The following is a 19,218-nucleotide window of genomic DNA, read 5'->3' on the forward strand; positions in this document are numbered from 1 at the left end:
TTTGACGAACTTATTGTATGATGAAGTGGTTTGGGAGGAAAAATATTGTGTTTAATTCTCTACAAATAAAAACATCCAGTTTACGCTATAAAAGAGCCTCCTGGATGTTTTCTCAATAATTCTACATAGGGGTGCAGAATTATTTATATGTTATTTTTATGCTACTTAAGCGGCTAATTCTCTAGTTAACCAACCACTTTTTCCTGCTGTTGCAATGGCATACGGAGTAATCCAGAACAACCCAAAAGTATATAGTATACTATATGAATATGCCCAAAATGCTTCTTTAAAATCGTATCTTTTTGCATAAAATAATACTGGAAAAGTAGATATTATTAAAATACTTAATAACGTAGAGCTTATAAATAGTGCTGGATGTGCAATTATAAAATATAACATAAATATTAAGAAAGGATAAGACATAATCATTTTAATTGATTGTGTTAAAAACAATAATCTAGATCCGAACTTGTTTCCTTCTTTAAAGTTTGTAAATACAAATTTAGACATTGCAATGTTTTCTCTAACATTACTTCTTCCCCATCTAATAAACATTTTATACAAGCCTTTATAATCTTCTGGTACATTTGTATAAGCAAAAGCGTTTCTTTGAAATAATACGCTGTAACCTTGCTTTAATATCATATTAGTTAATGCTCTGTCTTCTCCAATATCAGACGCTTTACCCATAAATTTTTGATCTATCCATTCTGGTAAACAAGCAAAAACAGCAGTTGATCTATAAGCAGCTAAAGCACCAGGGGTACATAATACTGAGTTTAAACTACTTTCAGCAGAACGTTTAAATTCGAAACTCATTACAAAACTTACATTTAGCATTTTTGGTAATAAAGCTTTTTTATTATTCAGTACTTGTATATTACCAGCTACAGCTCCACATTTTTCATCAACAACTAATGGACTTACTAGATTACGTAGTGTGTCTTCCTTAACGATTGAATCACTATCAACAGTAACAAAAATTTCTCCTGTTCCCATGTTAAAACCACGGTATAAAGCATGACGCTTACCCATATTTTTAGGCTGTTGCATAATAGTAACTTGATCTCCTAAAATTCTTTTAGCTTCTTTCATCCACTCCCAAGTATCATCTTTACTACCATCATCAATAGATAATAATTGTAATTTTTCTTTAGGATAATCACTTTTAGCTAAACTTTTTAAGGTAGCCCAAACTTGCTTCCCTTCGTTATATGCTGGCACAATAACGGTAACTGTTGGCAATTCTTCATCACTTACAGATTCAATAGGCTTGTATTTAAAATATAAGTATACATCGTAAAGAAATGTTAATGATGTAAAAACAAATAATACAGCTGCAAGATTAAAAAATACAGCTCCGAAACTATTGTTTAACCTTTCAAAATTAAATTTTGAAAAATCATCTTGTAATAAATAAACTGCAAAAGCGGCACCAATCATTATAACAAATGAACTAACAAGAACAATAACCGCTCTAAAGTTAATTGGAGAAGTTTTTCTGTCTTCTATGGAAAATTTATTATTTTGTAACTTTAAATTAAATGCTGTTGATTTCATGATGGTGGTTGTTTAGGACTTTTTGTACCAAGATTAAATCAATATATGTACCATTAGTAGATGTGTCTGTTTTACAGTAGTTTATCTTTTTTAGGTGTTTTTAAGTGTGTATTATTTACCCATTTTATGGGTAAAAAGTATCCTTATTTAATGAGCGGAATATTTTATTGTGTAATAGATGAAGTTTTTTCTAATAAATGAAATAAAACAAATGAGCTGATTAAAATTATTAATCAGCTCATCTAAAAATGTAACTTTATAAAAAGGTTGTAATTTTTAAGAGATTTCCTCGTACCTCGGAAGGAGGAAAGGCTTTATTTCTTCTGTTTTTCTTCATCAAACAAATCTACTTTTCGCAACCATTTGGTTTTCTTATCAAATAATAAAATATCTATCAATAAGAATAGTAATCCAATAGCTACAAACCATTGAAACTGGTCTTTATAATCAGAAAATTGTTTTGTTTCGAATTCGCTTTTTTCGGCATTTGCAATAATATCTGCAATCACTGTTACCGGTTTTTCTGTAATATTACCATCAATATAACTGCCATTTGCAGCATCTGCAATTCCTTGCAATACATCTGGCATACGTTTGGTGATGACAGTTTCACCTTTATTGTCTTTTTTGTAGCCAATCATAGATCCATTTACACGCATCGGTATTGGGCCTCCATTTTCTGTTCCTACACCAATTGTGTAAATCTTTACGCCCTCTTCGGTTAATGTTTGGGCTACTTGTTTTGTTTCTTCTTGATGATCTTCACCATCAGAAATAATAATTAAAAAACGATTTGTTTGTTCGTCATTATTATAATAAGTTTTTGCTAATTCTAGCGCTCCATTGATGTCTGTACCTTGACTAGAAACCATATCTGGATTCGCGTTTTGTAAAAACATATTTGCAGCTGCATGATCTGTGGTTATTGGTAAAAGCGGATACGCATTTCCAGCATAAATAATAATTCCGACTCTATCGGAACCTAATTTATCAATAGTTTTAGAAATAATTTGTTTAGCTTTTTCTAGTCTGTTTGGCGCAATATCTTCTGCCAACATACTTTTAGAAACATCTAAGGCAAATACAATATCTACACCTTCTCTTTTTACGGTTTGTAATTTGGTTCCCATTTTAGGGTTTACTAAAGCAATTACTAAAAAAGTAATTCCTAAAAGTAAAAATACCAGTTTTAAAACCGATTTAAAGGTGGATGAATTTGGAGCTAAACTTTGAAGTAAATTTAAATCAGCAAATTTTTTCTGTGTTCTTTTTTTCCACCATAAAACCAACAAGAAAACAACAATCATTGCTGGAATGATTATAAGCAGGGAAAAATAAACGGGTTCTTCTATTTTGTACATTGTTTTTAATGTGTAATCGTGTAATTGTTTATTTGTTTAACTGTGCTTTGCGTAAAGCATTTAACATGTTAGATATTTTATAAATTTTCTCACGCAAGTCATTATAAATTTCTTCGTTTATAAATTGAAGTTTATGACATAAAATAATATGATTTAAAACTTCCATAGTTGAACTAAATGCTATTGTTGAAAAATGTGCTTTGTCTTTATTTGTAATTCTAGATGTACCTTCTGCTATATTTGCTGAAATTGAATTTGAAGCTCTTTTTAATTGACTTGTAATTCCGTATTTTTCATCAGTAGGAAAGTTTTTGGTAATACTATAAACTTCAACGGAGAGATCTATAGCTTCTTGCCAAACCTTCAGCTTTTCAAATGAAAATACATACATCCTTTTTACATTTACACGATTAAACAATTCAACAGTTACACATTCTCTAAATAAACGATTTAAAAATGGTGTTTCTCAACAAAAATTCTAGCAACAAGAATCCTAATCCTAAAAAGATAAAAATTCTATATTTTTCTTGATAATTGTAATATTTAAACTCCTCTATCTTCGTTTTTTCAAGCTTGTCAATTTCATCATAAATTTCTTTTAAAGACTCATTATCTGTAGCTCTAAAATATTTACCTTGGGTTTCCGTAGCTATTTCTTTTAGCAATTCTTCATCAATTTCTACGGGCAGCTTTCTAAATTGTAATTTTCCTGTTCTTGGGTCTTTACTGTAAGGGAAATCTGCCATTCCATTAGTTCCTAATCCTATGGTGTAGGTTTTAATTTCTAGTTCTTTTGCAAGTTCTGTAGCTGTTCTTGGGTCTATGTTACCGGTATTATTTACACCGTCTGTTAATAAGATAATAACCTTACTTTTTGCGGAACTTTCTTTTAACCTGTTTACAGCAGAACCTAATCCCATTCCAATAGCTGTACCGCCTTCTAGTTGTCCCCATTGAAGTTCGGAAATGGTTCGTTTTACAATTCCTTTGTCGCTTGTAATAGGTGTTTGTGTAAAGCTTTCTCCGGCATACACAACAATTCCTATTCTGTCGTTTGGTCTTCTATCTACAAAATCTATGGCTACTTTTTTAAGCGCTTCTAATCTGTTAGGTTTTAAATCTTTTGCCAACATACTTGCGGAAACATCAATTGCCATTACAATATCTATTCCTTTATTACTCTTTGTTTTTTTACTAACAGAAACATTTCTCGGTCTTGCTAAAGCGACAATAATTGCCACTAAAGCTAGTATTCTTAAAAGATATAAAAGTGGTTTTAATTTTGATAAAAGCGAGTCTGTTTTAAAACCTTTTATACTTGGCATTGTTAATACTGCAGCATCTTTTTTACGCATAAAAAAATGCCAGACTGCTACTAATGGAATTATAATTAGTAACCACAAAAACTCCGGATTATGAAACTCAAAATTACTCCAATTCATCATTCTTTTCAATAATTGGTTTAGGTTTTAAATTACTCACAATATCCTGAGCATCTTTTCTATCTTCTTCTATTTCTAAAGCAAAAGGTTTCGATTTTGCAAATTTTACTAAATCTGCTTCTCTTAATAAATCTCTTAACTTTTTAATAGTATCTTCTGATGTTTGTATGGTTTCTGCGTCCTTAAAGTCTTTTAGCATGTCTAAAACTTCGTCAGTTGTTTTTTCTAAAGCAGGTACTTTTAATTCTCGCTCTATATAACCACGTACAATTTCTGTCAATTCAGAATAATATTCTTTTACTTTATTGTTTTGCCACAATAATTTTTCGTCTAATTCATTTAATTTTAAAATAGCTTCGTCATAAGGAGGCATTGCTTTATAAGTATCTTCCTCCACTTCTTCTTTTCTTTTTCTGATGACAAACCAATAAATCCAGAAACCGATAATTGCTAATGCTGCTAAAAGTATATAAATGTATATTTTAAAATCATCAAAAGTATATGGTTCACTTTTAATAGATTTGATAGGGAACTTTTTTACTTTAGTTGTGTCAATAGCAATGGTAGCTACATTTACTAATAAAGAATCTGTTAAAAAAGCTTGATTTTTTACAAATATTTGTTGTTGCGGAATGTAAAATGCACCACTATCAAAACCAGTCAATATATACTTTCTTATTAAGGAGTTTTTTATAGTATCTACTTGAGTAGAATCTATAATTTCTAAACCCTTTAATTGCAGTTTGGGCATGATTACATTCTGAGTGTCATCAACAGTAATCTTTAAATTGAATTGTTCACCAATTCTAATATTAGTGGTGTCAATTTCTGCTTTTACCATTGATTCTTGTGCAAAACCTATGGTTGAAACGAATAGTAGTATGTAGAATAGTTGTTTTTTCATTTTTAAGGGTAACTGCGTTACTATCTTCCTTTATGTTTAAAATAACCTAATAATTTTTTTACGTAGTTTTCATCAACTCTTGTGTTAACAGTACCTGCGCCACTCCTTTTAAACATGTTTAAATAGTAATCAGACAAACGTAAGGCATTTGCTTTATAGCTAGTTCTTACAGATTTTGAAGCAGTGTTTATCAACTGTACATCACCTGTTTCAGAATCTAACATAGGCACCATTCCTAAATTAGGAATTTCTTCATCGTGTTTGTCAAAAACTCTTATCCCAGTTAAATCGTGTTTTTTAGCCGCAATTTTTAGTGTTTTTTCGTAATCATCATCCATAAAATCGGATAACATAAAAACAATTGCTCTTTTTTTCATCACACTAGATAAAAATTTTAAAGCAGCAGCAATATTGGTTTTTTTACTTTTTGGTTTAAATTCTATCAGCTCTCTAATAATTCTTAAAACGTGACTTTTTCCTTTTTTAGGTGGAATAAAAAGTTCTACATCATCAGAAAATAAAATTAAACCTACTTTATCGTTATTCTGAGTGGCAGAAAAGGCCAATGTTGCGGCAATTTCTGTAACCGTATCTTTCTTAAACTGTGTGGATGTACCAAATAATTCAGAACCAGAAACATCAACCAAAAGCATCATGGTTAACTCACGCTCTTCCTCAAAAACTTTTATATATGGCTCGTTGTAACGTGCAGTAACATTCCAGTCAATGGCTCTTACATCATCGCCAAATTGGTATTGTCTTACTTCAGAAAAAGTCATACCACGTCCTTTGAAAGATGAATGGTATTCACCTCCAAAAATATCATTAGACAAACGTTTTGTCTTAATTTCTATTTTACGAACTTTTTTAAGTATTTCTTTAGTTTCCATTGTTTCAATTGTCAGTTAACATTTATCATTTATCAGTTTAAAACTGATAATTGTTCATTGATAATTGATTATGGTACTTCAATTTCATTAATAATTGAGTTGATAATGTCTACAGACGTTACATTTTCTGCTTCCGCTTCATATGTAATTCCTATTCTGTGACGTAAAATATCAAAAACAACCGCTCTAACATCTTCTGGTATTACATACCCTCTTCTTTTGATAAAAGCATAACATTTTGCTGCTTTTGCAAGGTTGATACTTCCCCTTGGCGATGCTCCGAAACTAATTAAATCTTTTAATTGTGGTAAGTTATATTTCTCTGGATAACGAGTTGCAAAGATGATATCAAGAATGTATTTCTCAATTTTTTCATCCATATACACTTCATTAGCTACTTCTCTTGCTCTAATAATTTGTTCAACAGAAACTACAGGATTTACTTTTGCAAATCCGCCAGACAAATTCTGACGCATAATAATTTGTTCGTCTTGTAATTTAGGGTAGTCAATAACAACCTTTAGCATAAATCTATCTACTTGTGCTTCTGGTAAAGGATAGGTTCCTTCTTGTTCTACAGGGTTTTGAGTTGCCATTACTAAGAAAGGTTCGTCTAACTTAAAAGTAGTGTCTCCAATAGTAATTTGGCGCTCTTGCATTGCTTCTAACAAAGCAGATTGCACTTTTGCAGGTGCTCTGTTAATCTCATCTGCTAACACAAAATTCGCGAAAATTGGACCTTTTTTGATCTCAAAGTTGTTTTCTTTCATGTTGTAAATCATGGTTCCAACAACATCTGCAGGTAATAAATCTGGAGTAAACTGAACTCTACTAAAAGAAGCTTGTACCGCTTTAGATAACGTATTAATTGCTAGTGTTTTTGCCAATCCAGGAACCCCTTCTAGCAAAATATGACCGTTTCCAATCAATCCAATTAACAAACTTTCTATCATTTGTTTTTGGCCAACAATTACTTTATTCATTTCTAAAGTAAGAATGTCTATAAAGGCACTTTCTCTTTCTATTTTCTCATTAATAGCTCTTACATCTACATCCATTGTAATATTGTATTAGGTGTTATTTTTTACAGGAACAAAGCTACAATAATAACAAAATTATTGTTGTTAAAAGAAGGTTAAAGATGTCTATTTTTTTAATTTATAAAAAGAGTTATAGCATAAAGAAATTGTTAAAATATTGTATTTTTAGTTTAAAAAGGCGATATTTAGAGATAATAACTTTAAAAATACTTTAATATGAAAGAAAATTACTTATTAAAAAACGTAGTAATCACTTTGTTATTTATGTTGCCTTTGGCTATGGTAGCACAAACTATAAAGGGTAAAGTTACAGATTCATCTGGTGGTGGTTTGCCATATGTAAATGTTATTGAAAAGGGAACAACCAACGGATCGGTTACAGATATTAATGGAGAGTTTTCTGTTACTGTAGAAAGTTTACCTATAAAATTGGTAGTTTCCTCTATGGGATATGCTTCTAAAGAGGTAAATGTTACAAATACCAATTATTTAACAATTTTGGTAAACGAAGATAATTCTTTAGAGGAAGTTGTTGTAATTGGTTCTAGGAATCCTAATAGAACTGCTATAGACTCTCCGGTTCCAATAGATATTGTAGATATGAAAGAATTGGCTGCATCTTCTCCACAAGTAAATTTAAATCAGATTTTAAATTTTGTAGCTCCATCATTTACATCTAATACACAAACAATTTCTGATGGTACAGATCATATAGATCCAGCATCTTTAAGAGGTTTAGGACCAGATCAGGTTTTGGTATTAATAAATGGTAAAAGAAGACATACCTCATCTTTAATAAATATTAATGGAACTTTTGGTAGAGGTTCTGTTGGTACAGATTTAAATGCAATTCCTGCAGCATCTATAAAACGAATTGAAGTTTTACGTGATGGCGCAGCGGCACAATATGGTTCTGATGCTATTGCGGGTGTTATTAACATCGTTTTAAATGAAAGCGTAAATGAATTGGCTTTAGTAGTAACTACTGGTGCTAATTTTAGTAAAAATGCCAACGGACAAACGGGAGGAGTAGATGGACAAACTACCAATATTAGTGCAAACTATGGATTGCCAATTGGTGATAAAGGTGGGTTTATTAACTTTACAGGAGATTTTGATGTAAGAGAAGCTTACAACAGAATGAAAGATTGGGAAGGAACGATATTCAATTTATATAATACTGTTGAAAGGTTTGCAAATGATGATGGTTATGATTTAACTAAATTATTAGATAATGATGTTAGTGATGTTATTCAATATGCAAATCAGGCTGGTATTAATTTAAATGGAGCTACAACAAAATCTCAATTACAGGGTGTTTTATCAGGAGATAATACAACTGCAGAATTAGCAGCAAGAGGTTTAGAAAGTAAAGACTTTAACATGAGAGTTGGACAGTCTAAAGTAAGAGGAGGTAGGTTTTTTGCCAACTTTAAATTACCTTTAGATGACAATGGTACCGAACTGTATTCTTTTGCTGGTTTAGGTTCTAGAGATGGTAATTCTGCTGGTTTTTATAGATTACCAAACCAAAGTAGAACGTACACACCTGCCTATATTAATGGTTTTTTACCAGAAATTAATTCTACTATTTCAGATAAATCTTTAGCAGTGGGAATTAAAGGTAAGATTGGAGAATGGAATGTAGATTTTTCAAATACGTATGGTAGAAATGCTTTCGATTATATGATTGGAAATACATTTAATGCATCGCAAGGAAATGCTTCTCCAACAGTTTTTGATGCTGGTGGTTTTGCTTTTTCTCAAAATACCGTAAACTTAGATTTAAATAAATTTTATAAAAATACTTTTCAAGGTTTAGGTGTCGCTTTTGGTGCAGAATATCGTTTAGAGAATTATGAAATTACTGCAGGTGAAGAAGCTTCTTATACTCAATATACAGCAACAGGTGAGGCTATTAAGATATCTACACAGGTGCCTTTATTAGACTTTTTTGATGCTGCAAGACCAGGTGGTTCGCAAGTATTTCCAGGTTTCAGTCCAAGTAATGAGTTGTCTAGAGGTAGAAGTAGTATTGCTGGTTATTTAGATTTAGATGCAGATTTAACTGAAGCTGTTTCGTTAAATTTCGCAACTCGTTTTGAAGATTATTCAGATTTTGGTTCTACTGTAAATTTTAAATTAGCAACTTTAATTAAAGCTTCAGAGAACTTTAGAATTAGAGCTTCTTTTAATACTGGATTTAGAGCACCTTCTTTACACCAATTAAACTTTAATTCTACCTCAACTATTTTTGATCAGAATGGAGATCCACAAGAAGTGGGTACTTTTGCCAATGATAGTAGAGCAGCTCAATTGTTAGGTATTCCTCAGTTAAAAGAAGAGTCTTCTACCAGTTTTAGTGCAGGGTTTACGGCAAAATTACCAGATGCTAATATTACTTTAACTTTAGATGGTTATGTTGTTAATATTGATGACAGAGTAGTTTATACAGGTCAGTTTGAAGGTCCTGGTACTGGGACAGAATTAGATAATTTATTAACACAAGCAAATGCTTCTGCAGCGTCTTTCTTTGCAAATGCAATAGATACACAATCTAAAGGAATCGATTTTGTAATTACGCATAAAGCAGATATTGGTGCTAATTCTAGGTTAAAAACAGATTTATCTGCAACTTTATCTAAAACAGAGCAAGTAGGAGATATTAATGCATCTGCGGTTTTAGAAAATGCAGGTTTAGTAAGTACTTATTTTCCTGAAGATAGTAGAGTGTATTTAGAAGAAGCGGTGCCAAGAACTAAGTTGAATTTAACAAATAGTTTTACAACGGGTAAATTCAATATCTTTTTAAGAAATGTATATTTTGGTGAAGTAACAGAGGCTACAACAGTAGTGGCAAACCAACAGGTATTCAGCTCTAAGGTAGTTACAGATTTATCTTTAGGGTATAAAGCTACAGATGCTTTAACGTTAACTATTGGTGCAAATAACTTGTTTGATATTTATCCAGATATGGCAGAAGCTTCTTTTGGTAATAGAAGTGATGGTCGTTTCGATTGGTCTAGAAGAGCACAACAATTTGGTATTGGCGGTAGATTCTTATTTGCAAGAGTAAGTTTTAACTTGAAATAAATGAATTATTTTATATTTAAAAAGCGGCAATTTGCCGCTTTTTTTATGTCTATTATTTTATAAAAGTATTTAAACTAAATCAGTGAAGGTTTATTTTTATGCTTTTAATAACTTAAATTCTTTATCAAACTTACCATAGGTGAAATACTGAATCCAATCTCCAAGATTTATATATGTACTGTTTTCCTGTAGCTCTATTTCTAAAGGAAGGTGTCTGTGTCCGAATACAAAGTAATCGTAATGTTGTTGGGTTAGTTTTTCTTTACAATACAATACCAACCACTCGTTTTCATCACCTAAGTATTTTGCATCATCATCACCAGAAATTAATTTATTTTTTACAGACATATAATGCCCTAAACGTACGCCAATGTCTGGATGCAACCATCTAAACATCCATTTGAATAATGGAAATGTAAACACTTTTTTCATGCGTTTGTACCCATGATCACCAGGACCTAAACCGTCTCCATGACCAATTAAAAACTTTTTATTGTTGATTAAAAACTCTTGTGGTTCATGATAAACAGGAATATTCAGTTCTTTTTGGAAATAATCGTTCATCCATAAATCATGATTTCCTATAAAAAAGTAAATCGGAATTCCTGAATCTTTTATTTCTGCTAATTTTCCTAAAACTCTTACAAACCCTTTAGGAACTACGGTTTTGTATTCGAACCAAAAATCGAATAAATCGCCTAATAAAAAAATGGCTTCTGCGTCTTTTTTTACTTCATCTAACCAAGCGACAAACTTTTTTTCGCGAGGAAAACTAGCTTCAGGAGTTGGTGCTCCAAAATGTTGGTCGGAAGCAAAATAGACTTTTTTATTTTCTGATGTTGTTATGGAAATCAAAAGATGAATTTTTTATATCGGTAAAAATAGAAAAACTAATTTATAAACGGGTGAAAGGCTTTAAAAAGGTTGGATGCAATTTTTGCTACTCAATTTTGTGGTATCACTGTTATGGGACTTCTCAATACTTCGAAGTGACAAGCTTTGTGTTTTTTTGCGTTTAGTTTAGTTTAGTTTCCATCCAGTTTTGTTATTTCGACCTTTTTGGGAGAAATCACATAAGGCTTGGTTACGCTGTGTTATCACTGTTATGAGACTTCTCAATACTTCGAAGTGACAAGCTTTGTGTTTTTTTGCGTTTAGTTTAGTTTCCATCCAGTTTTGTCCTTTCGACCTTTTTGAGAGAAATCACATAAGGTTTGGTTTCGCTGTGGTATCACTGTTATGAGACTTATCAATATTTCGAAGTGACAAGCTTTGTGTTTTTTTGCGTTTAGTTTGGCTGCGCTTAGTTTTGTTATTTTGATCTTTTTGGGAGAAATCACATAATGCTTGGTTTCGCTATGGTATCACTGTTGTGAGACTTCTCAATACTTCGAAGTGGCAAGCTTTGTGTTTTTTTGCGTTTAGTTTTGGCTGCACTCAGTTTTGTTTCCATTCAGTTTTGACATTTCGACCTTTTTGGGAGAAATCACATAAGGCTTGGTTGTGCAGTGTTATAACTGTTATTAGACTTCTCAATACTTCGAAGTAACAAGCTTTGTATTTTTTTGTGTTTAGTTTGGCTGCGCTCAGTTTTGTTTCCATCCAGTTTTGTTATTTTGACCTTTTTGGAGAAATCACATAATGCTTGGTTGCGCTTTGATATCACTGTTTTGAGACTTCTCAATACTTCGAAGTGACAAGCTTAGTTTAGTTTCTATCCAGTTTTGTCATTTCCGCGTAACAAATCTTTTGAATAATACATGCTGTCAGTTCGAGTGAAATTTCTTTTTCAGAAATTTTGTATCGAGAACACTTCAATCAAAACACTATTCTTTAATAATCTTCTGATACAAGTTTCCTGCATCCGTAAATATTTTAATAAAATAAATACCCTGATTCAATTGACTAAGATTAACCTCCTTATTACTAGTTGTAAAAATTTCTTTACCAAGCGTGTTGTAAATAATCACATTTTTGAATGTAATATTCTTTGAGGTTTCAATCGTTAAAATATCATTTACTGGATTCGGAAACAAAGAAATGTTTTCTGCTATAAATGGATTGTTTTCTATACCTAAAGTAACATTATTGTTTTTAGAAATTAAATGAGTATCTGGATCAAAATCTATTGAATTTACTGTGAAAGTAACGTTTTCTACAAAAGTTTGTCCGTTTGTGGTGTTGTTTAAAATGATGTCTAAAACTTCTCCGTTTGTTCCGTTTAAACGGATGGGAACATTGGCTTCAAAAAAAGAAACAGAAGGATCACTCTGGGTTTGATTCAATGTTATATTTATGGTATTTGTTTCTGGTTGATGCCAGTTTACATTGTAAGTTGGATATCCTTGATTGTAAATCCAATCGTTAAAAAACTCTTCTAAATCTAAACCACTTGCAGTTTCTAAATGTGCTATTAAATCTGGAGTTTTTGCATAATTGTAAGCCAAATCAGGATCTGAAATGTAGTTTTTTAAAGCTTCAAAAAAATGCGTGTCGCCTAGTTTTTTACGCAACATGTGTAAAACCATGGCGCCTTTATTATAAGATAATCTACTATTAAATATTCTGCTGACGCTTGTGGTATCTATATCCGTAAGGTAAACCGCTCCATTTGTAGATGAGGTTACAGAATTAATGGTTGAACTTCTCCAGTTTTTAAAAGAAAGATCTCCATCTAAATGTTCAATGGTTAAACCAGATAAATAAGTTGCAAAACCTTCATTTAGCCAAATATCTTTCCAGCTTCCGCAGGTAACTTTATTTCCAAACCATTGGTGCGCTAATTCATGCGCAATTAATCCACGGCTAAAATTTCCCATAAAGGAAACAGTTGTGTGTTCCATTCCGCCGCCCCAACCAAACTGAGCATGACCGTATTTTTCATTTTTATAAGGATAATCGCCAAACAAATCAATAAAATGTTCCATAATATCAACCGTAACTAAAGTGCTGTTTTGAGCTGAAGTTAAGCTTTCGGGGTACACATAATTTACAATCGGAAAATTATTGTTATTATGAGAAACTTGGTGATAATAGGTTTCATAATCAGTAACCGAAATGGCAATTAAATACGCCGGAATAGGGTATTGATGTTTAAAATGTGTGGTTTTAAAACCTAAATTAGTCGTTGTGCTCTGCTCTAATCCGTTGGAAACGGAAACATATTGTTCTGGTGCAGTGATATATACATCAATCGAATCAATTTTATCATTCAAATCTTGCTTACAAGGCCACCAACCCAAAGCGCCATAAGGTTCAGAAAGCGTCCAAAGAACCGGAGTATTTGCACTTCCGTGTGTGTTTACTTCAAAAGAACCAAAACCATTACTTGTTGGGTTTCCATTGTAATCTATTACAACTGATGTAGAGTTTCCTTGATTTAAAGTAGCTTTAAGTGTAATAACCAATTCGTTATTTGAGTTTTGAGAAAAAGATAAAGTATTTCCGTTTTGAGTAACCGAAGTCACCGTCATAGTATCATCTAAATCAAACGTAACAGTAGATAAATTGTCTAAAGCTGTAAAAGTGGTGGTTACTTTACCAGAAATAGCTGCCACGGAAGGATCTACAGAAAACTCTAATTTATGATAGGTAATATCGTAATTTGAAGTATTAGGATTTGCTTTAAAATGAATTTTTGTAGCAGCAGATTTTGCTTCAGATTCTGCAATTTCTATGAGTTCTTGAGCAGTTGCACTTGAAATATGGAGAAGAATAAAAAAGCAAACAATACTAAAACGAATCATAATTTTTAGGCTTAGAATATTAAAAGTACTGTTTAAAATCTAAAATAAAAAATATAGGTGTTAAAGTAATTCTGTCATTTTTTAGAATGTACCTATCTTTGCAACATGTTAGAAGATAAAAATACACAAAAGACGTCGTTGGCCGAACTAGGTGAGTTTGGTTTAATCAACCATATTACACAATATTTTAAAGTGCAAAATCCATCTACAATAAAAGCTGTTGGAGATGATGCTGCGGTTTTAGATGCTTCGGATAAACAAACTTTGGTTACTACTGATTTGTTAGTAGAAGGGGTGCATTTCGATTTAAGTTATATGCCATTAAAGCATTTAGGGTACAAGGCTGTAATGGTGAATTTGTCTGACGTGTATGCAATGAATGGAGTTGCAGAACAGATTACGGTTTCTATTGCGGTTTCGAATAGGTTTCCGCTAGAAGCAATTGAAGAATTGTATGCTGGGATTCAGTTGGCTTGTGAGTCTTATAATGTAGATTTAGTTGGTGGAGACACAACTTCATCTACCAAAGGAATCTTAATTTCTGTTACCGCAATTGGTAAAGCAGAAAAAGAAGACGTTGTGTATAGAGATGGCGCAAAAGAAACCGATTTAATTGTGGTTTCTGGAGATTTAGGTGCTGCTTATTTAGGATTACAAGTTTTAGAAAGAGAAAAGCAAGTTTTTAAGGTTGACCCAAATAATCAGCCAGATTTAGATAATTACACGTATTTAATTCAACGTCAGTTAAAGCCAGAAGCACGTAAAGACATTCCGGGTTTATTAAAAGAAATGGAAGTAAAACCAACTTCTATGATTGATATTTCTGATGGACTTTCATCGGAACTTTTTCATATTTGTACTCAGAGTAAAGTAGGGTGTAAAATTTATGAAGATAAATTGCCTTTAGACCCACAGGTAATTTCTGCTTGTGAAGAATTTGAGTTAGATTCTACCATGGTTGCTTTAAGTGGAGGTGAAGATTACGAATTGTTATTTACCGTGCCAATTGCAGATTTTGATAAAATAAAAGGAAATCCTCATTTTTCTATTATTGGGCATGTTACTGCAGAAAACCAAGGTTTGAACTTAGTAACAAGAGCGAGCCAAGAAATTGAGTTAAAAGCACAAGGTTGGAATGCTTTGAAGAATGAATAAATACAGTGATGATATTTTATAAAAAAGGCGAAAAATTTTAAATTTTTCGCCTTTTTTGTTTTTTAAGAAACGTTCGTTTAACGGTTTTTGGTATGTTTTGTAGCGTATTTTAAGCAACTAATTTAGTAAATATTTACCGACCAAGAAAATCTGAGAGGATTTTCGTAAGTGTGCAAAAACCAAGCTATAGAATATACCAGTTGTTGTACACGGTTATTTTATTCGTATCATTTTATCATTTTCCATAATCCAAAATTGGGTTAACTCATCAAATGTTCCGTCATCCATTCCATCAAGAATAATCAATGAACTTTCTATTGTTAATTCTGCTCCATATTGATGTTTTAAAGACTGAACAAATTCTCCGTTATATGCGTTAAAAATGTGTAATTCCCATTCTTTATCAGCTTTGTGAATCGGTGTGATTATATAATTGCAGTTATAATAATTTTCAGTTTTCTTGAATTGTCTTATAACTTCTGCTTTATATTTAGTATCAATATTCGAATTTTCAAAATTTGGATTCGTTGAACGAAAACTCGTATCACAAAATCCAGATGTTTCAAAATCATTGAAAGTAGGTGTTTCTGTTTTCCAATCTTTCTTTGGTTTTTCTGAACAACTCAATGATAATAATGTAATCAATAAAAGTAATGTTTTTTTCATTTTTCGCAATCGTATCGTGTACAACTCAATTGATATCAAACGTCTTAACATTTTATATCATAAATCAAACGAAGTTAGCTGTTTTTTATGAGAATGTCAAACTATTATTCTTGCTAATAAATAATAGCAGAAACCTTAAAAAAAAACTATTCGTATTTTAATTTTAAAGCTTTTCTTTTATCTTGATCCGATAACTTTTTTTGTTCCCAATAAGGCTCATTACTAGTTGCTTTAAGTTTTGCAGTTGTGGTTAAACCAGTTCCATCAACTTCTGTGAAACCTAAAATTTTATAGGGAAACTCTTTTTCTACATCAATGGTAAGAGTTCTATTAATATTTAGATACTTTATTTTATAGGTAAACGTTTTTTCTGATGTTGTTTTACTAATTTCCGCTTTCTCTACGTCCATTTTTTTGTAGTTAAAACGGCTGTAAATAGTAGAGGGAATCAAATTGATTTCTCCTTCAGGTAATTGTCCTTTTGCAATACGAATTTTAGTGAACAATGCTTCTTCTAAAAAGGTAGCATTAATTGTTTTTTCCTCGTCTCCATCAGCTTCAAAATAAGAAAACTGTTTAAAATTATATTTGTCATCAGCAAGATTTAATTGCGTAAAAGTATGTCCGCACCATTCTTGTATACTTGTAGAAGCTTTTAAAGTAAAAGGATAGTTTTTAGTATCAATAGGAGTAAAGGTAGAGGTAACAATAGAATAATCGTAAATACCGGTATTAAATTTACGAACCTGGTTTAATTTTAGAACAGAAACATTATCATTTCCTGCTTTTTGCGGATTGTCTAATTTTACTTGCTTGCTAACAGAAAAAGGTTCTGTAACAAAAACTAAAACAACTTCTCCGTCTCGTATTTCGCCATATCTAGCTTGTTTTAAGGTGTAGCTACTTAATTCTGCTTTCCCGGAATACCAATACTTATTAAATTGTTCACTTTTAGAAATAGGGGTATTTTCTTCTTTTACAGTTGTTTGAGGCGCTGTTTTGGTTTGACCGGATTGACATCCTATAAAAGAAAAAAGGACTAGGTATAAAAGGGCTGTTTTAGTATTCATTACGTTTTGTGTTTAATTAGCTGATAACAAATCAGTCGTAATTTAAAAACAAAATTTACAAAACGTATGTTTCACTATTTTTTTTCTGCTAAAAGTTTCTGCAAGTATTCGTTTTGTTTTTCTAAAAGTTCGTTGGTTTTGTGCATTAACTCAATATTTTTTGGAGTCACCACGGCTTTGTTCTTTGGGTCGTCTGCTTTCTTTTTCATAGAATTCATCACTTTAACAACCATAAAAACGGTAAAAGCAATGATTAAAAAATCGATACTAGCTTCAAATAATTTACCATAACCAATGGCAATTTCATCAACTGTAATTTTTTCTTTAACAAGTACCGCTTCTCTTAGAATAATTTTCTTGTTTTCCCATTTTGCTCCTTGGGTCATAAAAGATAAAGGAGGCATTAAAACCTCTTTTACCAATACGCTTATTACTTTGTTAAAGGCAGCTCCAATAATAACCCCAATAGCAATATCTATCATGTTGCCTTTTACAGCAAACTCTTTAAAATCTTCAATTAATTTAAACTTCATCTTTAATTTCTTTATAAGACCATTAAATTACAACCTCTAATATCAGAATTATCGAAACGACCAATAATTTCGAAAGTTCCGTTTTCATGTACTTTGCCTAAATCTTGCGTAGCAATAAAAGCACAAGAGTTATAATTGGCTAAATCAATTACATTAATTCCGCCTGTTTTTCCAACTTGTTGAATTGTTAAAGCATCTTCGGTGTCTCTGGTCAAAATTTTCATCCAAGGTGGTGTGTCAAAAACACCGTTTCCGTTAGAATACCCTTGACTTAATAATTCTGTCATTCCGTATTCTGAGTGTATTTCTGAAACTCCAAATCCGCTTTGTAAAAGTTGATGCAATTCAGCTCTAATCAATTCTTTTCTTCGTCCTTTCATACCACCAGTTTCCATAATAATGGTGTTTTTTAGGTTGAATTGTTGCATTTCTATCAAATCTAACAAAGCAAAAGAAACACCAATTAAGAGCGTTTTTTGTCCTTTTTTGTCTAATTCAACTAGTTTTTTTGCTAATTCTTGAATATTATCTAAATAAAAACCACTTTCTGGGTTGTTAGATTTCTGAATTAAATCATCCACCATAAACACCAAAGAAGAACCATTTCTTTCTAAATAATTTGGCAGCAAAGCCAAAACAACGTAATCTTCTATGTTGCCATAAAAATGGGCAAATCCTTTTAGATAACTTTCTTTGTAGAGGTTAATATCCGTTACAAAATGCTTGCTTGTAACACTTCCTGTGGTACCAGAACTTGTAAAAGTTTCTTCAATTTTTTCTAAAGAAGAAAGTACTTTTCTACTTTTAAAAAACTGAATAGGTAAAAACGGAATTTCTTCAACCTTAGTAACGTCTGAAGGATGAATGTATAATAAATCGCAAAAAGAACGATATACTTTATTGTTTTTAAATTGATGTTTAAAAACAGCTAAAGCAGCTTGCTTAAATTCTTCTTGATTTCGGATGTTAAAAATAGTGTTTTGCATATACTTTGCAAAAATAACAATATTAGACGCAACCTTTTTAAAATTTCTGCATCTTGTAATAAAACACCTAAATAATGCACTTAAAAAAACTTTTCCTTTTACTACTTGTAAGTTTATTTTTTTCTTGTGAAAATAATGAGATACCTGTAGATACTGATAATTTACTAATAGGTTATTGGCAAGAACCAGTTTATAATAATGATACTATAACGTTTAAAAGAGGAAGCTCTTTACCAAATGAGGCATACGGAGTTTCATTTGATCAAGCGGGAGGTTTTATAGAGCGAACTTCTGGTTGGTGTGGCACACCGCCTTTAACTTTCTTTAATATTGAAGGTGTTTTTGAACAAGATACTACGCTTATTAACATTTCTACAGAAAGCTATCCTGCAAATTATGCTTGGAGAATTATTACACTCACAGAACAGGAATTAGTCGTAAAAAGAGAATTGACAGCACAAGAAGTTGAATATAGAAGTTTAATGGATTTATTTAATGAAATTCAAGAATTGTCTAGCAGTGTTTCTTGCTCAGACGCTACAAATTGGTTGTTTACCGCTTACGGCGCAAAAGCTTGTGGAGGTTCGCAAGGATATATAGCTTATTCGTCTGAAATAGATACAAACAATTTTTTAAATAAAATAGAAATATACACAGAAGCAGAAAAAACATTTAACGTTAAATGGGGCATAATTTCAGATTGTTCTATAGGAAGTGTTCCTGTTTCTGTTGAATGTGAAAATGGAATTCCAACTCTTAAATATTAATTTAA

16 protein-coding genes are annotated in these 19,218 nt (G+C 31.5%); 3 read left to right on the plus strand and 13 right to left on the minus strand.

Features of this window, described 5'->3' with window-relative positions; translation table 11 throughout:
• Positions 1-165 precede the first annotated feature (165 nt).
• The 7 genes from GQS57_RS05035 to GQS57_RS05065 form a co-directional block, all read right to left on the minus strand.
• Complete coding sequence (locus GQS57_RS05035) at positions 166-1,560, minus strand: glycosyltransferase family 2 protein (RefSeq protein WP_165731491.1); 1,395 nt, start codon at positions 1,558-1,560, stop codon at positions 166-168.
• A 314-nt stretch (positions 1,561-1,874) separates the two neighbouring features.
• Entirely contained in the window at positions 1,875-2,921 is a 1,047-nt protein-coding gene (locus GQS57_RS05040) for a VWA domain-containing protein (RefSeq protein WP_205860211.1), read from the minus strand.
• A gap of 28 nt (positions 2,922-2,949) precedes the next feature.
• The gene (locus GQS57_RS05045; RefSeq protein WP_165731492.1) at positions 2,950-3,312 is read right to left on the minus strand and encodes a four helix bundle protein; all 363 of its coding nucleotides are present in this window, start codon (positions 3,310-3,312) and stop codon (positions 2,950-2,952) included.
• Positions 3,313-3,358: 46 nt separating this feature from the next.
• Entirely contained in the window at positions 3,359-4,363 is a 1,005-nt protein-coding gene (locus tag GQS57_RS05050) for a VWA domain-containing protein (RefSeq protein ID WP_165731994.1), read from the minus strand.
• Positions 4,350-5,267: a BatD family protein gene (locus GQS57_RS05055; protein ID WP_165731493.1), complete on the minus strand. Its 918-nt coding sequence runs from the start codon at positions 5,265-5,267 to the stop codon at positions 4,350-4,352. The genes GQS57_RS05050 and GQS57_RS05055 overlap by 14 nt, the downstream gene beginning before the upstream one ends.
• A gap of 20 nt (positions 5,268-5,287) precedes the next feature.
• Entirely contained in the window at positions 5,288-6,157 is an 870-nt protein-coding gene (locus GQS57_RS05060) for a DUF58 domain-containing protein (protein WP_165731494.1), read from the minus strand.
• 68 nt (positions 6,158-6,225) lie between these two features.
• Positions 6,226-7,215, minus strand: a complete 990-nt coding sequence (locus GQS57_RS05065) for a MoxR family ATPase (RefSeq protein ID WP_165731495.1) — start codon at positions 7,213-7,215, stop codon at positions 6,226-6,228.
• 198 nt (positions 7,216-7,413) lie between these two features.
• On the opposite strand from GQS57_RS05065, the gene GQS57_RS05070 reads away from it, so the two are divergent.
• Positions 7,414-10,290, plus strand: coding sequence for a TonB-dependent receptor (locus tag GQS57_RS05070; protein ID WP_165731496.1), 2,877 nt, complete (start codon positions 7,414-7,416; stop codon positions 10,288-10,290).
• Positions 10,291-10,386: 96 nt separating this feature from the next.
• On the opposite strand, the gene GQS57_RS05075 is transcribed toward GQS57_RS05070, so the two are convergent.
• The gene (locus tag GQS57_RS05075; RefSeq protein WP_165731497.1) at positions 10,387-11,145 is read right to left on the minus strand and encodes a UDP-2,3-diacylglucosamine diphosphatase; all 759 of its coding nucleotides are present in this window, start codon (positions 11,143-11,145) and stop codon (positions 10,387-10,389) included.
• A gap of 971 nt (positions 11,146-12,116) precedes the next feature.
• On the minus strand, positions 12,117-14,036 hold the full coding sequence (locus tag GQS57_RS05080; protein WP_165731498.1) for a M1 family aminopeptidase: 1,920 nt from the start codon (positions 14,034-14,036) through the stop codon (positions 12,117-12,119).
• 105 nt (positions 14,037-14,141) lie between these two features.
• Between GQS57_RS05080 and thiL the strand changes: the two genes are divergently transcribed.
• Entirely contained in the window at positions 14,142-15,191 is a 1,050-nt protein-coding gene (gene thiL / locus GQS57_RS05085) for a thiamine-phosphate kinase (protein WP_165731499.1), read from the plus strand.
• A gap of 213 nt (positions 15,192-15,404) precedes the next feature.
• Here thiL and GQS57_RS05090 read toward each other — a convergent pair whose 3' ends face one another.
• The 4 genes from GQS57_RS05090 to GQS57_RS05105 all read right to left on the minus strand — a co-directional run bounded on the left by GQS57_RS05090 (position 15,405) and on the right by GQS57_RS05105 (position 18,446).
• Positions 15,405-15,857, minus strand: coding sequence for a hypothetical protein (locus tag GQS57_RS05090; RefSeq protein ID WP_165731500.1), 453 nt, complete (start codon positions 15,855-15,857; stop codon positions 15,405-15,407).
• A 146-nt stretch (positions 15,858-16,003) separates the two neighbouring features.
• Entirely contained in the window at positions 16,004-16,927 is a 924-nt protein-coding gene (locus tag GQS57_RS05095; RefSeq protein ID WP_165731501.1) for a hypothetical protein, read from the minus strand.
• Between the two features lie 74 nt (positions 16,928-17,001).
• Entirely contained in the window at positions 17,002-17,460 is a 459-nt protein-coding gene (gene mscL, locus GQS57_RS05100) for a large conductance mechanosensitive channel protein MscL (protein WP_165731502.1), read from the minus strand.
• Positions 17,461-17,471: 11 nt separating this feature from the next.
• Complete coding sequence (locus GQS57_RS05105; protein ID WP_165731503.1) at positions 17,472-18,446, minus strand: acyl transferase; 975 nt, start codon at positions 18,444-18,446, stop codon at positions 17,472-17,474.
• 74 nt (positions 18,447-18,520) lie between these two features.
• Here GQS57_RS05105 and GQS57_RS05110 point away from each other — a divergent pair, with 74 nt between their 5' ends.
• Positions 18,521-19,213, plus strand: coding sequence for a hypothetical protein (locus GQS57_RS05110; protein ID WP_165731504.1), 693 nt, complete (start codon positions 18,521-18,523; stop codon positions 19,211-19,213).
• Positions 19,214-19,218 lie beyond the last annotated feature (5 nt).

This window comes from Polaribacter sp. 20A6 (assembly GCF_011378915.1).
Taxonomy (GTDB): Bacteria; Bacteroidota; Bacteroidia; order Flavobacteriales; family Flavobacteriaceae; genus Polaribacter; species Polaribacter sejongensis.

Excerpts from the sequence above, each read along its gene's own strand:
- GQS57_RS05035 (WP_165731491.1), bottom strand. The coding sequence starts at position 1,560 with ATGAAATCAACAGCATTTAATTTAAAGTTACAAAATAATAAATTTTCC.
- GQS57_RS05040 (WP_205860211.1), bottom strand. The coding sequence starts at position 2,921 with ATGTACAAAATAGAAGAACCCGTTTATTTTTCCCTGCTTATAATCATT.
- GQS57_RS05045 (WP_165731492.1), bottom strand. The coding sequence starts at position 3,312 with ATGTATGTATTTTCATTTGAAAAGCTGAAGGTTTGGCAAGAAGCTATA.
- GQS57_RS05050 (WP_165731994.1), bottom strand. The coding sequence starts at position 4,363 with ATGAATTGGAGTAATTTTGAGTTTCATAATCCGGAGTTTTTGTGGTTA.
- GQS57_RS05055 (WP_165731493.1), bottom strand. The coding sequence starts at position 5,267 with ATGAAAAAACAACTATTCTACATACTACTATTCGTTTCAACCATAGGT.
- GQS57_RS05060 (WP_165731494.1), bottom strand. The coding sequence starts at position 6,157 with ATGGAAACTAAAGAAATACTTAAAAAAGTTCGTAAAATAGAAATTAAG.
- GQS57_RS05065 (WP_165731495.1), bottom strand. The coding sequence starts at position 7,215 with ATGGATGTAGATGTAAGAGCTATTAATGAGAAAATAGAAAGAGAAAGT.
- GQS57_RS05070 (WP_165731496.1), top strand. The coding sequence starts at position 7,414 with ATGAAAGAAAATTACTTATTAAAAAACGTAGTAATCACTTTGTTATTT.
- GQS57_RS05080 (WP_165731498.1), bottom strand. The coding sequence starts at position 14,036 with ATGATTCGTTTTAGTATTGTTTGCTTTTTTATTCTTCTCCATATTTCA.
- thiL (WP_165731499.1), top strand. The coding sequence starts at position 14,142 with ATGTTAGAAGATAAAAATACACAAAAGACGTCGTTGGCCGAACTAGGT.
- GQS57_RS05090 (WP_165731500.1), bottom strand. The coding sequence starts at position 15,857 with ATGAAAAAAACATTACTTTTATTGATTACATTATTATCATTGAGTTGT.
- GQS57_RS05095 (WP_165731501.1), bottom strand. The coding sequence starts at position 16,927 with ATGAATACTAAAACAGCCCTTTTATACCTAGTCCTTTTTTCTTTTATA.
- mscL (WP_165731502.1), bottom strand. The coding sequence starts at position 17,460 with ATGAAGTTTAAATTAATTGAAGATTTTAAAGAGTTTGCTGTAAAAGGC.
- GQS57_RS05105 (WP_165731503.1), bottom strand. The coding sequence starts at position 18,446 with ATGCAAAACACTATTTTTAACATCCGAAATCAAGAAGAATTTAAGCAA.
- GQS57_RS05110 (WP_165731504.1), top strand. The coding sequence starts at position 18,521 with ATGCACTTAAAAAAACTTTTCCTTTTACTACTTGTAAGTTTATTTTTT.